The organism is Sphingomonas sp. CFBP 8760, assembly GCF_014841615.1.
In the GTDB taxonomy this organism is placed as follows: domain Bacteria; phylum Pseudomonadota; class Alphaproteobacteria; order Sphingomonadales; family Sphingomonadaceae; genus Sphingomonas.
Genome location: NZ_JACYUG010000010.1, coordinates 64,176 through 77,406, shown reverse-complemented (window position 1 = coordinate 77,406; position 13,231 = coordinate 64,176). Strand labels below are relative to the sequence as shown.

The following is a 13,231-nucleotide window of genomic DNA, read 5'->3' as shown; positions in this document are numbered from 1 at the left end:
TCCAGTTGGGCGGAGGGTCGTGATGAACAACGACCGCCTTCCCAACTGGGCTCCGGCCTCCGCCGGGGAGGCAGTAACAAGTAGGATCAGGGACAAAAGCCCCGCGTCGGTTAGCGGAAATTGTCCGCGTAGGCTTGCAGCTTCAGCGTCTTCGAGGGCGCGGGTACCACGGTGTAGTCGTGGCCCTCACGCTCGCAATGCGCGATCGCGGCCTCCACCGTCGGGAACAGCAGGCGGATCTGGTCGCGGGTGTCGCCGCTGCCGGCCCAGCCCGTGAGCGGATCGGGATGCTTGGCCTCGGCCGGCTCGAATTCGAGCTGCCATTGGTCGGTCCGGGCGCGACCGGACTGCATCGAGTTCTTCGGGCGCTGGAAAATGCGAGCGGTTGCCATGACCGTCATCTACCGCGATCCGCCGCGCCTTGCATCCGCATTTTTCGTGCGCAGCGTCGCCGCCGCGCCAGCGGGGTCGTCGGGCCAGGGATGGCGGGGATAACGGCCGCGCATCTCCTTCGCCACCGCCGCCCAGCTGCCCGCCCAGAAGCCGGGCAGGTCACGCGTGGTCTGGATCGGCCGCCCCGCCGGGCTGGTCAGCGACAGGACCAGCGGCACCTGCCCTTCCCCCACCACTGGATGCACCGCCAGCCCGAACAGCGCCTGCACGCGCAGTTCGACACGCGGGCCACCCTCGGCCGCATAGTCGATCGCGTGGCCGCTGCCGGCGGGCGAGGTGAAGGCGGCGGGGGCCACCCGGTCGATCCGGCGCATCGCGTCCCAGCCGATCATGGTCCGCATCGCCTCGATCAGCTCGCCGGGCGCGACCTGATCCAGCCGGCGCTTGCCGGCCAGCAGCGGCGGCAGCCATTCGTCCAGCCGGTCGAGCAGCAGCGCGTCGCTGTCGATCCCGGCATAGCCCGCGCGGTCGCGCAACTGCACCGCGCGGTCGTCCCAGGGCAGGCGCGCCACCCCGTCCTGGCGTACCCCGTCGAGCAGCGCCGCCGCCACGTCGCGCGGATCGGCGGCGCTGTCCGGCCCCGATTGCAGGCGCAGCGCGCCGAGGCGGCGTTCACGCAGCGCCTGCACGCCACCGGTCGCGGGATCGAAGGTGACGCTGCGCACCAGCCGGATCGCGTCGGCGAACAGCGATTCGATGCCGGCGAGATCGATCGGCGCGGCGGACAGGATGCGCGCGCCCGCCGCCGACCCTTGCGTCTCCGCCACCGCCAGCCATTCCGCGCGCGCCAGCGAGGCAGTGAGATCGAGCCGGAACCCGCGCCCGCCGACGCTGGCCCATTGTTCGCCCGATACATCGCGCCGCCGCGCCACGCGATCGGGAAAGGCGAGCGCGATACACAATCCCTCCGCGCCCTCCCCCGCCTCATCGCCGGACGCAACCAGCCGCGCCCAGCGTCCGGCCAGCTTGCGCGCGCCCTCTGCCTTGGTGCCGCGCTCACTACGCCAGCGGCGGCGGCGCACCTCCAGATCGGGGTCGTTGCCGCCCAGCCCGCGCTCGCCGAGCAGCACCGCCACCTCCGCCGCAACCCGGCCGAGACCACGCTGCCCCGCGACGATCAGCATATGCGCTAGACGCGGCGGCATCGGCAGCGCGGCGATGGCGTGGCCGTGCGCGGTCGGCCGGTCGTCCGCATCGATCGCGCCCAAGGTCGCCAGCCGCTCGCGCGCCTCCGTCACCGCCGCGAGCGGGGGCGGATCGAGCCACGCCAGCGACCGCGGATCGGCGACGCCCCAGATCGCGCTCGCGAGCAGCAACGACGACAGGTCCGCCTCGACGATCTCGGGCGGGTCGAAGCGCGGTAGGCCGGCGGTCGCCGCCTCCTCCCACAGGCGATACGCCACGCCCGGCCCCTGTCGCGCGGCACGGCCCGCCCGCTGCGTCGCCGCCGCCTGGCTGGCGCGTTCCGTCACCAGCCGGGTCATCCCGGCGGCGCGATCGTAGCGCGGCCGGCGGGCGAGGCCGGGATCGACCACCACGCGGATGCCGTCGAGCGTCAGGCTGGTCTCCGCGATCGAGGTCGCCAGCACCACCTTGCGCGACGCGGCCGGGCGGATCGCCGCGCGCTGTTCGGCGGGATCAAGATTGCCGTGGAGGCGGAACAGTTCGACCCCCTCGGGCAGGCGGTCGAGCCGTTCGGCCACCCGCTCGATCTCCGCGACGCCGGGCAGGAAGGCGAGGACGCCGCCCTCTTCCTCCGCCAGCGCGCGGCGGATCGCGCCGGCCACCTCGTCCTCCAGCCGGCGTTCGGCAGCGCGGCCCAGATAGCGTAGCGTGAGGGGGTGGCTGCGCCCCTCGCTCTCGATGATGGGTGCGTCTCCCATCAGCGCGGCGAAGCGGGTGCCGTCGAGCGTCGCCGACATCGCCACCAGCCGCAGGTCGGGGCGCAGCGCGCCCTGCACGTCGAGCGCGAAGGCGAGGCCGACATCGCCCTCCAGACTGCGCTCATGCACTTCGTCGAACAGCACCGCCGACACGCCGGCCAGTTCGGGATCGGCCTGGATGCGCGCGGTGAAGATGCCCTGCGTCATCACCATCACTCGCGTCGTCGCCGAGCGCCGGCTGTCGAGCCGGGTCGCATAGCCGAAGGTAGCGCCGACCGCCTCGCCCGCCAACTGCGCCATCCGCTCCGCCGCCGCGCGCGCCGCCAGCCGGCGCGGCGACAGCAGCAGTACCTCGCCCGTGCACCACGGCTCGGCGAGCAGGGCGGGCGCGACCGCCGTCGTCTTGCCCGCACCCGGCGGCGCGACCAGCACCGCCGACGATCCCTGCCGCAGGGCGACGAGCAGATCGGGCAGGACGGCGGTGATCGGGAGGATGGCGGGGGCGGACATGGGGGTGCCCTGCCACAAGCCGGGCGGGTGCGGAAAGCGGGACGTTCTGCCAGCGATGATACGATCTAATTCTTTCCCCGTTCGTGCTGAGCGCAGTCGAAGCACTGGTCCGAGCAACGTCGAGGACGCTCCGTCCGTGGCGCCTCGGCTTCGCTCGGCGAGGCGCCCTTCGACTGCGCTCAGGGCGAACGGGTTTGGGAAACGCGCTCGTCATAGCTACTGGCAGGATCGACGTTCGCGAAAGAGAGCACATGGCCGACCTGCACGATCACGATCACGATCACGGCCATGCGCATCATCAGCGGCACGACCATGCCGGCCATGGCCATGGCCATGCACACGGCCATGGCCATCACCACGCCCCCGCCTCGTTCGACCGCGCCTTCGCGATCGGGATCGCACTCAACATCGCCTATGTGCTGGCGGAGGGCGGCGCGGGATGGTGGACGGGATCGGTCGCGCTGCTGGCGGATGCGGGGCACAATCTGTCCGACGTGCTGGGGCTGGCGGTGGCGTGGGGCGGCGCGTCGCTGGCGCGCAAGCCGGCGACGAAGCGCTTCACCTATGGCCTGAAGGGGTCGACGATCCTTGCCGCGCTGCTCAACGCGCTGTTTCTGCTGGTCGCGCTGGGCGCGATCGTGCTGGAGGCGGTGCAGCGGATCGGCGATCCGCCGGTGCTGGCCGGGCTGACGGTGTCGGCGGTCGCGGGGGTCGGCATCCTCGTCAACGCGCTGACCGCATGGCTGTTCGCGCGCGGGCGGCACGGTGACGTCAACATCCGGGGCGCGTTCCTGCACATGCTGTCCGATGCGCTGGTATCGGCGGGGGTGGTGATCGCCGGTATCGTGATCTGGGCGACGGGGATCGGCTGGATCGACCCGGTCGTCAGCCTGGTGATCGCGGCGCTGATCTTCTGGCAGACCTGGGGGCTGCTGCGCGAGACGGTGGAACTGTCGCTGGCCGGCGTGCCGCGCGGGATCGATTACGACCGGGTGGCCGCCGCGCTGCTCGCGCTGCCGGGGGTGACGCGGCTGCACGACCTGCACATCTGGGCGATGTCGACCACCGAACCGGTGCTGACCGCGCATCTGCTGATGCCCGGCGGGCCGCCGGGCGACGCGTTCCTGGCGGACGCGCGCGACATGCTGCGCCGGGACTTCGCGATCGGCCATGCGACGTTGCAGGTCGAAACCGGCGAGGACTGCGCGGTGGACTGCTGAATCAGCGCTGCCGGGGCCGCACCGCGATGCCGCCCGCGATCAGGATCGCGGGCAGGTAGACGAACGAATTGAGCGTCGCGTCTGCCATCGCCACCAGCACGATCACCGCCAGCGGCAGCGCGTCGTCGTCCTGCGCCCATGCGCCGTAGCCGATCCGCCGGAACAGCACCGCTACCGCCGGCACGATCACGCCGCCGAACGCCAGCACCAGTCCGATCAGCCCGAACTGGCCGAGGATCAGCATCGCCATCCCCCAGGGCCGGGTGCCGAACGGCCGGAACCAGTCCCACCGCGCCGTCCCCGTCAGCGGCGCGGCGTGGATCGCGGGCAGCACCTTCGCATCCTGCGAAAGCCGCCAGGTGAACGACCCCCGGCCGACGCCGCGCACCGCGCCCAGCACCTGCTGGCCGACCGTGGTATTGCGCGCGATATGTTCGAGCGGCACGATGCCGCTGAGGTGGACCGCCCCCAGCAGCCCGACCGATGCGACGCCCGCGATCATCACCGGCCGCACGATCGCCCGCCCGCGCAGGGCCAGGAACGCGATCCCCGCCGCCGCCAGCAACAACGCCCCGACCGATTGCGCCGCCACCGCCATCGCCGTCACCGCCAGCCACAGCGGCCGTGCCCAGCGCGACCGGGCGCCACCGCGACGCAGGAAGGCCAGCCATGCCGCCGCCACCGCGCTGATCGCGATCCAGATGCCGTACTGGTTGCCGTTCTCGAAGAGGGCGAGCGGGCGATAGCCGATATAGCGGACCATGCCGTCGGTGCGGAACGGGTGCGGGCCGTAAAGCGCGTCGTAGAGGAACGGCCCCGCCACCCCCTCGACCAGCGCGACCGGCAGCAGCACCGCGCCCGCGCCGACGATCACGGTCAGCAGCGCGGCGCGATCGGCGGCATCGACGATCCAGATCCGTCCGATCAGCCAGGGCAGTCCCCAACTGCCCGTGACGTAGAGGCAGGCGAGCCATGGTGCGGGCGCAGGGTCCGCCGCGACCAGCCCGTCGATCAGCGGCCACAGGCACCACAGCGCGATCGGCAGGTCGATCCAGCGCGGCCGCCATGCCCGCACCCGTGCCCGGTCGAACACCAGCCCCGCCGCCAGCGCTGCAACCGCCGCCACCCATGCCTTGGTCGCCAGCATCGACGAGGCCAATGCGAGGCCGACGATCCACCATGGCAGGCTGCCGACGATTTCGGCGGGCGGGAAATGCCCGACCGGCAGCAGCAGCCAGCCGGCCATGAATATCGCCGGGATCGCGGTCCGCACCGGCCACCATCGGAACGACAGCAGGGCCAGCGCCGTGTAGAGCGCATAGATCGTGTATAGCAGCACGTGATTTTCCAGGCGGGCGGGCATCGATGGCCGCGGCGCGCAGGCTAGGCGGGGACGGGGTGCAGATCAATTGGACGCTGGTGGCGGGCCTTGCCGCCTTCTCGCTCGCCGCGGCGGCGAACTGGGACGTGGGGACGGCGGCACCGCGGCAACGCGGATCATGGCGGACGCTGGCGTTCGTCCATCTCGCCCTGCTGGCCGAACTGGTCGGCACTATCCGGTTCAACGCGGTGGCGGTGATCGATGCCGCGCTGCCGGGGGTCGCGCGCCATGCGGTGCAGGCCGGGCTGGCGGCGGCGATGCTGCTGGTCGCGGTTGGCGCGGCGATCGCCATGTTCCGGGCCGGGCGCCAGTCGTCATGGCTCGTGCCCGCCGGGATGGTGGCGGGGGCCGCGGCGGCCTTGTTCGGGGCGGAGATGCTGTCGGTGGGGCCGGTCGGCGCGGTGCTCTATCGGCCCATCGGACCGGTCATGCTGATCGGGTGGCTGTGGCTGGCCTGTGGGGCGGCGGCGGTGACGATCGCGATACTGGCAGTGCGATCGGTCAGGACGCGCTGAACTACCGCGTGGCGCGCCCCGCCCCCGTCAGTACGTCAATAGGCCCGCGCCACCGCGAATTCGACCGCCTCGACCATCGCGTCCTTCGCCTTGCTGGCGGGGAAACCGGCGATCGCATCGATCGCACGCTGGCCGTAATGGCGGGCGCGGGCCAGAGTATCGTCGACCGCGCGGCTCTGGCGGACGAGGGTGATGGCGTGAGCGAAATCCTCGTCGCTGTCGCGCCGGCCCTCGACCGCGTCCTTCCAGAACTTGCGGTCGACGGCGTCGCCGCGCGCATAGGCGAGGATGACCGGCAGCGTCATCTTGCCCTCGCGGAAATCGTCGCCCGCGTCCTTGCCCATCGTGCCCGCGTCCGACACGTAATCGATTGCGTCGTCGACCAGCTGGAATGCGATGCCGAGGTTGCGGCCATAGGCGTCGAGCGCCGTCTCCTCCCCCTCGGGCCGTTCCGCGACCACCGCCGCGATCCGGCAGGCGGCGGCGAACAGCGCCGCCGTCTTGGCGCCGATGATGTCGAGATAGCGGTCCTCCGCCAGATCGACGCGGCGCGCGGCGGTCAGCTGGTTCACCTCGCCCTCCGCGATCACGGCGCTGGCGTTGGACAGGATCTTCAGCACCTTGAGGCTGCCATCCTCCACCATCAACTCGAAGCTGCGGCTGAACAGGAAATCGCCGACCAGGACGCTGGCTGGGTTGCCCCAGATGATGTTGGCGGTGCGCCGGCCGCGACGCAGGTCCGACCCGTCAACCACATCGTCGTGCAGCAGCGTGGCGGTGTGGATGAATTCCACCGACGCGGCGAGCCGGTGGTGACGATTGCCGGTATAGCCGATCAGCCGCGCGCTCGCGAGCGTCAGCATCGGCCGCATCCGTTTGCCCCCGCCCGCGATCAGGTGACCGGCGAGTTCGGGGATCAGCGGGATTTCCGACTGCATCCGGTCCAGGATCACCGCGTTCACGGCATTCATGTCACCGGTGACGAGGGCCATCATCGGGTCGAGCGAGGGCGGCTTGGCGCCGAGGCGGTGGATGGTCGCGGTCATCGGCCCCCAAGTGGCGGCAACCCCGCCGCAACGCAACCCCGCCACTTGCCCCCCGTGCCCTCCGTCGCGCAAAGGGGCGGTGAAAAAGGAGTCGCCCCGATGATGACCGACACGCCTTCCGATACGGTTCCGGCCCCCGACGCGGTGCTCGACGGGTATCGCCAGTCGATCGACAATATCGACGCCGCGCTGGTCCATATGCTGGCGGAACGGTTCAAGGTGACGCAGGCGGTGGGGCGGTACAAGGCGGAACACGGCCTGCCCCCCGCCGATCCCGGCCGCGAGGATCGCCAGATCACCCGCCTGCGCCGGCTGGCGACCGACGCGCAGCTCGATCCCGAATTCTCGGAGAAGTTCCTGCGCTTCATCATCGACGAGGTGATCCGCCACCACGCCCGGATGCAGGCGTGACCATCGCCTTGCCTGCGGCCTTCTATGCGGTCGAGGGGGTGGACGGCTGCGGCAAGAGCGGGATGGTCCGTTACCTGACCGATCACCTGCACGCGGCCGGGTGCGAGGGGATCGCGACGCGCGAGCCGGGCGGCACGCCGCAGGGGGAGCGCATCCGCGCGCTGATCCTGTCCGGCACCGACGATGCGTGGGACCCCCATGCCGAACTGCTGCTGATGACGGCGGCGCGGGTGGAACATGTCCGGCGTGTGATCCTGCCGACGCGGGCGCTGGGCCGATTCGTAATCTCGGATCGCTATGTCGGATCGACCATCGCCTATCAGGGCGCCGGGCGGGGGATGGCGGAAAGCTTCATCCGCGACCTGCATGCCGCCGCCGTCGGCGCGGTATGGCCGGACCTGACCATCGTCCTTGATCTCGACCCGGCGATCGCGCTCGCGCGCAGCCGCAAGCGGCTGACCGACACCGCGGTGGACGAGGGCCGGTTCGAGACGCTGGACCTCGATTTCCATCGCCGCATCCGCGCCTCGTTCCTCGATCAGGCGCGACGCGATCCCGACCGGCACGTGGTGGTGGACGCCACCGGGACGCCGGATGACGTGCGCACCCGTACCATCGCGGCGCTGGACAAATGGCATCGGAGGCGCGCCGCCCCCGGCTGATTTGCCCGCCCGTTCGGGACGGGGAGGCTATAGGCCCGTAACGTCGGGCACCCTATCTGGCGTCGATGACCGATCGTGACATCCTCATGCCGGCGCCGATGGCGGACGCGGTGATCGCCGCGCTGGACGCGCGGTTCGTGCTGCACCGCCTGTGGGAACAGGCCGATCCCGCCGCCTATCTGGCAAATGTGGGTCCGCGCATCCGGGGCATGGCGGTCAGCACGCTGGCGGGCCGGGTCGACGCCGCGTCGTTCGATGCGCTGCCCGCGCTGGAGATCGTCGCCAATTTCGGGGTCGGTTACGACAATATCGACGCCGCCGCCGCCGCGGCGCGCGGAATCGTGGTAACCAACACGCCGGGCGTGCTGGACGAGGAGGTGGCGGATCTGACGATCGGCCTGTTGCTGGCGACGCTGCGCCGGATACCGCAGGCGGACCGGTACGTCCGCGACGGGCACTGGCCGGACGGGCCGTTTCCGCTGTCGCCCACGTTGCGCGGGCGGCGGATCGGTCTGTTGGGGCTGGGCGCGATCGGCAAGGCGGTGGCGCGGCGGCTGGAGGGGTTCGGCGTCGCGATCGCCTATCACGGACGGACCCGGCAGGCGGGCGTGGCCCATGATTATCACGACAGCCCCGTCGCGCTGGCGGCGGCGTGCGACGTGTTGATCGCGATCGTTCCCGGCGGGGCGGCGACGCGGCATCTGGTCGACGCGGCGGTGCTGGCCGCGCTGGGCGCCGAGGGCGTGTTCATCAACGTCGCGCGGGGCAGCGTGGTTGATCAGGCGGCGCTGGTCGCGGCGCTCCGCGACGGCATCATCGGCGGCGCGGGGCTGGACGTGTTCGAGGACGAACCGAACGTGCCTGAGGAGTTGCGCGCGATGTCGCAGGTCGTGCTGCTGCCGCATATCGGATCGGCATCGCGCGACACCCGCGCGGCGATGGGACAATTGGTGGTCGACAACCTGACCAGCTGGTTCGATGGCCATGGCGCGGTGTCGCCGGTATCCGTTCCGGCGGGATCGCGCTGACTGGTCAGGCCGCTGCCGCTTCGGGCAGATCGGTCAGGGTGGAGGACCGGCGGAATTCGCCACGATGCTCGGCCAGCCATGCCTCCGCCGTGGCCCGGCCCAGTTCGCGCAATTCCTCGATCCGCGACCAGCGCGTGTCGATCTTGCTCGCACCGCCGCGCTGCGCCAGTTCCGGCGCCGCCGCCATCATGTGCAGGTTGGTCGCCGCCAGCGCCTGCATCCCCGGATCGCGCGAATGGGCATCGCGGGCGATCGCCTGCACCTCCGTCAGCGCCTTCAGGTCGCGGAGCAGACAGGCGTTGAAACCGATATCGCTCATCCGCCCCATGATCCCGGTCAGCGTCGAGGACACGTCCTCGACCGCGAACGGGGTGATCTGCACGACCAGCAGATCGGTGGCGCCATGCCCTTCGAAGATCAGTGGTTCGAGCGCGGGGTTGGCGGAAAAGCCGCCGTCCCAATAATCCTCGCCGTCGATCTCCACCGCCGCGAACAGTTCGGGCAGGCAGGCGGAGGCCATGATCGCGTCGAGATCGATGTCGTCATTGCCGAACAGGCGGGCCGCGCCATTCGATACCCTGGTGGCCGCGATATAGAGCGGCAATGCCGCCGGGCGGGTCAGTGCCGTCAGGTCGATGCTCGACGACACCACTTGGCGCAGCGCGCGCATGTCGCGGATATGCGGGGCGAAGGGCGCGATGTAGCGGCCGAACAGCTTGCTCACCTCCAGCGAGCGGCGGAACCACGGCTCGAACAGCGGCCCGCCCCATTCCAGATCGAACGCCTGCAACGGCGAGCTTCGCGACACCGCGCGCCACAGCCGTTCGAGCCCGGCGCGTGCCCCGTCCCGGCCATCGTCCGCCAGCCCGGCGACAAGGGCGCAGCCGTTCAGCGCGCCCGCACTCGCACCGCTGACCGCGACGATATCGATATCCTCGTCGAGCAGACGATCCAGCACGCCCCATCCATAGGCGCCGTGAGCGCCGCCGCCCTGAAGCGCCAAGGCGAGTCGCGGGCGGGCGATGGGGGTGACGATATCAGTCATGGCGGCGTTCCTTTGTCCGTCGCGACACCGATGGGGCGGCAGCGCGCGCGGGTTCATATCCGTTGCGGCCCTAACGAGCGGCCCCTGTTTTGGATGCAGTGCAGCATGCAACGCATCGTTGCAGACCGGAGCCGGAAATATGGATCGGGCTGACGATGGCAGGGTACGCTATCCTATGCGGACAGGGTTGTTCATCGGTAAGGGCGCGATGGCGTCGGCTCGCCCCGCTCCCCGTCGTTGCCAGCGCCGCGAAGCAATCCAGGGCGTCGCGCGCTGGACTTCGGGTTGCGTCGCTGCGCTCGCAACGACGGAATGGGTTCACCGTCATCATGCGTCAGAAATGCGGTGCCGGTGCCCCCTCTCCCGGCGAGAAGGATCACTTTGGCAGACGATCTACGAATGTCTGCGATGGCTTGCGGCAGCCTTCCCTATCCGGGGCAGGTCTGCGCTGGGACATAGGAATGATGTTGCCAAGGCGCGCCGTCCCGTCGGGTGACGCATGGCGGCGGCCCGTCACTGCCCTCACCTCATGGAGGCTATTTGCCGCCGGCCACGGACGATCAGCCGCATGGCTGCGACACCACTCATGACCATCCGTCGCGACCGATCGACGATCGCGCCGCCATCCCCGAAAACGCAANCCAGGTTGACGGCGGCGTACTTGCCGCGACGATCGACCTCGATTTCGAACTGCAGGCGGTCGCCCTCGTTCAGGCTCGCCATGCCGGCGCGCTCGACGGCCGAGATGTGCACGAACGCATCGGGCTGGCCATCGTCGCGCTGAATGAAGCCGAAGCCCTTCATCGCGTTGAAGAACTTGACGGTGCCCGTCGCCTTCTCACCAGTCAGCTGACGCTGCGGTGCGCCACCCGGCGCGCCGCCGAAGCCGCCGCGATCGCCACCACCCTGACGGGGGCCACGGTCGCCGAAGCCACCTTCACGCGGCTCGCGCGGGGGCGCACGATCGGTGACGGCCATCGGCTCGCCATCGATCTTGAGCTCGGTCGCCGAGATGCGGCCACCGCGATCGACCAGGGTGAAGCCGAGCGGCTGACCCTCGGCCAGACCGGCGAGGCCCGCCTGTTCGACAGCGGAGATGTGCACGAACACGTCCTCGCCGCCGTCATCGCGAACGACGAAGCCGAAACCCTTCTGCGCGTTGAAGAACTTGACGACACCGGTGCCCTCGCCGACGACCTGGGGGGGCATGCCGCGGCCACCGCCGCCACCGCCGCCGAAACCACCGCCGCCGCCACCAAAGCCGCCGCCGCCACCGCCGCCGCGATAACCACCGCCGCCACCACCGCCGCCGAAGCCGCCGCGATCGCCGCCACCGAAGCTGCTGCCGCCGCCGAAGCCGCCGCGATCGCCGCCACCGAAGCTGCTGCCGCCGCCGAAGCCGCCGCGATCACCGCCGCCGAAGCTGCTTCCGCCACCGAATTCGTCGCCACCGAAGCTGTCACGCTTGTCGCGACCACGTCCGCCACGGTTGCCGCGGCCGCCTTTATCGAAACCCATAAGCCCTGTTCGTCTTCCCGGTTCGCCCGTATGATACTTTATCAAGAACACGAGCCGGACGAAGTGCTCACGGTCTTTAGCGCGAAAACCTTTTGCGCTTACTCGAACGCATAACCGATTTGCCGAACCCCTGCGAACGAATTCGTCATCATTGTGGCAGGATCACGCCGCCCCGCGCGAAAAAAGCGGCGGGGCGTGGCCGTAACGGCACAGCATGGATCATGTCCGCCCGCCGACGACCCCCATCATACGGCGCCCATCATGGCGTCCTGCCATTGAGCGGAGCGGCGCCAGCGGCTACGGCCGTACCATGACCGTATATTTCCACGAGGAAGACATCCCCGCCGGCCTGTTCGCGCCCGGTGCCAGCATCGCCGTCGATACCGAGACGATGGGCCTCATCACCCCGCGCGACCGGTTGTGCGTGGTGCAGCTGTCGGACGGCGGGCCGGACGAGCATCTGGTGCGATTCGGCCCCGGCAGCGATTATGCCGCCCCCGAACTGCGGGCGGTGCTGGCCGATCCGGCGCGGCTGAAGCTGTATCATTTCGGCCGGTTCGATATCGCGGCGATCCAGCATTATCTGGGCGTCGTCGCCGGCCCCGCCTGGGACACCAAGATCGCGTCGCGGCTGATCCGCACCTATACCGACCGCCACGGCCTGAAGGAACTGGTGCGCGAACTGCTGGGGCAGGAACTGTCCAAGGCGCAGCAATCGTCCGACTGGGGCGGGCCGGTGCTGTCCGACGCGCAGAAGGAATATGCCGCGTCCGACGTGCGCCATCTCCACCGGCTGAAGGACGAGCTGGAGCGCCGGCTGGCGCGCGAGGGACGGCTGGCGATCGCGCAGGCCTGTTTCGATTTCCTGCCGGTCCGCGCCGCGCTCGATCTGGCCGGCTGGCCGGAGCAGGACATCTTCGCCCATGCCTGATCCCTCGCGCCAGCGCACAGCCCGCGAGGAATGGGCGGCGCCGGGCAGCCGGCACGACCGCCTCGTCGCGGTGATGCGCGTGGCGCTGCCGACCGGGATCGGCATCCTGTCCGCGTTCCTCGTCATGGCGCCGCTGACCGCGGTGGGCGACGTGTCGTTCGTCCTCGACAAGAAGAAGGTCGAGGTGGCGCACGAACGGATGAAGATCCAGTCGGCGCGATACCGGGGCCAGGATACCAAGGGCCAGCCGTTCGAACTGGACGCCGGCTCCGCGATCCAGCGCAGCTCGGCAGAACCGGTGGTGCAGTTGCGCGACCTGTCCGCCGGCATCCAGCTGACCGACGGCCCCGCCCGCGTCGTGGCGGGGCAGGGCCATTACGACATGGACACGCAGCGGGTGACGCTGGAGGGGCCGATCGCGGTGCGCGCGGCGGGCGGCTATCGCCTCGACACCAGCAACGCCACCGTCGATCTCGAATCGCGGCGGATGCAGAGCGCGGGCGCGGTGACCGGCACGGTGCCGCAGGGAACGTTCCGCGGCGACCGGATGCGCGCCGACCTGGAGGCGCGCACCGTCACGCTGGATGGCAATGCCCGCTTGCGGTTCGTGCCGCGAGGGGCGAAATAG

At 70.4% G+C, this 13,231-nt stretch carries 13 protein-coding genes; 7 read left to right on the top strand and 6 right to left on the bottom strand.

Features of this window, described 5'->3' with window-relative positions:
- Positions 1 to 110 precede the first annotated feature (110 nt).
- The gene (locus IFT82_RS13400; RefSeq protein WP_192127569.1) at positions 111 to 392 is read right to left on the bottom strand and encodes an ETC complex I subunit; all 282 of its coding nucleotides are present in this window, start codon (positions 390 to 392) and stop codon (positions 111 to 113) included.
- A 9-nt stretch (positions 393 to 401) separates the two neighbouring features.
- Positions 402 to 2,846 (bottom strand): ATP-dependent helicase HrpB, encoded by a 2,445-nt coding sequence (gene hrpB / locus IFT82_RS13395; protein ID WP_192127568.1) that lies wholly within the window; start codon positions 2,844 to 2,846, stop codon positions 402 to 404.
- Between the two features lie 251 nt (positions 2,847 to 3,097).
- Here hrpB and IFT82_RS13390 point away from each other — a divergent pair, with 251 nt between their 5' ends.
- A complete protein-coding gene (locus IFT82_RS13390; protein ID WP_192127566.1) occupies positions 3,098 to 4,066 on the top strand; it encodes a cation diffusion facilitator family transporter in 969 nt (322 codons plus the stop codon).
- 1 nt (position 4,067) lies between these two features.
- Here the strand turns inward: IFT82_RS13390 and IFT82_RS13385 are convergent, their stop codons facing one another.
- Positions 4,068 to 5,405 carry a hypothetical protein gene (locus tag IFT82_RS13385; RefSeq protein ID WP_192127563.1) on the bottom strand — a complete coding sequence of 446 codons (1,338 nt, stop codon included), beginning with the start codon at positions 5,403 to 5,405 and terminating at the stop codon, positions 4,068 to 4,070.
- Positions 5,406 to 5,464: 59 nt separating this feature from the next.
- Between IFT82_RS13385 and IFT82_RS13380 the strand changes: the two genes are divergently transcribed.
- Positions 5,465 to 5,962 carry a hypothetical protein gene (locus tag IFT82_RS13380; RefSeq protein ID WP_192127561.1) on the top strand — a complete coding sequence of 166 codons (498 nt, stop codon included), beginning with the start codon at positions 5,465 to 5,467 and terminating at the stop codon, positions 5,960 to 5,962.
- A gap of 35 nt (positions 5,963 to 5,997) precedes the next feature.
- Here the strand turns inward: IFT82_RS13380 and IFT82_RS13375 are convergent, their stop codons facing one another.
- Positions 5,998 to 7,008 carry a polyprenyl synthetase family protein gene (locus IFT82_RS13375; protein WP_192127559.1) on the bottom strand — a complete coding sequence of 337 codons (1,011 nt, stop codon included), beginning with the start codon at positions 7,006 to 7,008 and terminating at the stop codon, positions 5,998 to 6,000.
- 99 nt (positions 7,009 to 7,107) lie between these two features.
- Here IFT82_RS13375 and IFT82_RS13370 point away from each other — a divergent pair, with 99 nt between their 5' ends.
- The 3 genes from IFT82_RS13370 (at position 7,108) to IFT82_RS13360 (ending at position 9,109) form a co-directional block, all read left to right on the top strand.
- Positions 7,108 to 7,419, top strand: a complete 312-nt coding sequence (locus tag IFT82_RS13370) for a chorismate mutase (protein WP_192127557.1) — start codon at positions 7,108 to 7,110, stop codon at positions 7,417 to 7,419.
- Positions 7,416 to 8,081, top strand: a complete 666-nt coding sequence (tmk, locus tag IFT82_RS13365) for a dTMP kinase (protein WP_342355112.1) — start codon at positions 7,416 to 7,418, stop codon at positions 8,079 to 8,081. The genes IFT82_RS13370 and tmk overlap by 4 nt, the downstream gene beginning before the upstream one ends.
- Before the next feature lie 65 nt (positions 8,082 to 8,146).
- The gene (locus IFT82_RS13360) at positions 8,147 to 9,109 is read left to right on the top strand and encodes a 2-hydroxyacid dehydrogenase (RefSeq protein WP_192127555.1); all 963 of its coding nucleotides are present in this window, start codon (positions 8,147 to 8,149) and stop codon (positions 9,107 to 9,109) included.
- Positions 9,110 to 9,113: 4 nt separating this feature from the next.
- Here IFT82_RS13360 and IFT82_RS13355 read toward each other — a convergent pair whose 3' ends face one another.
- Positions 9,114 to 10,154 (bottom strand): patatin-like phospholipase family protein, encoded by a 1,041-nt coding sequence (locus tag IFT82_RS13355; protein ID WP_192127553.1) that lies wholly within the window; start codon positions 10,152 to 10,154, stop codon positions 9,114 to 9,116.
- A 641-nt stretch (positions 10,155 to 10,795) separates the two neighbouring features.
- Positions 10,796 to 11,672 (bottom strand): cold-shock protein (locus tag IFT82_RS21210; protein WP_192127670.1); only part of this gene is annotated, 877 nt, incomplete at its 3' end.
- A 310-nt stretch (positions 11,673 to 11,982) separates the two neighbouring features.
- On the opposite strand from IFT82_RS21210, the gene IFT82_RS13345 reads away from it, so the two are divergent.
- Together IFT82_RS13345 and lptC are read left to right on the top strand one after the other, a co-directional pair.
- Positions 11,983 to 12,603 carry a ribonuclease D gene (locus IFT82_RS13345; RefSeq protein WP_192127551.1) on the top strand — a complete coding sequence of 207 codons (621 nt, stop codon included), beginning with the start codon at positions 11,983 to 11,985 and terminating at the stop codon, positions 12,601 to 12,603.
- Positions 12,596 to 13,231, top strand: coding sequence for an LPS export ABC transporter periplasmic protein LptC (lptC, locus tag IFT82_RS13340; RefSeq protein WP_192127549.1), 636 nt, complete (start codon positions 12,596 to 12,598; stop codon positions 13,229 to 13,231). The genes IFT82_RS13345 and lptC overlap by 8 nt, the downstream gene beginning before the upstream one ends.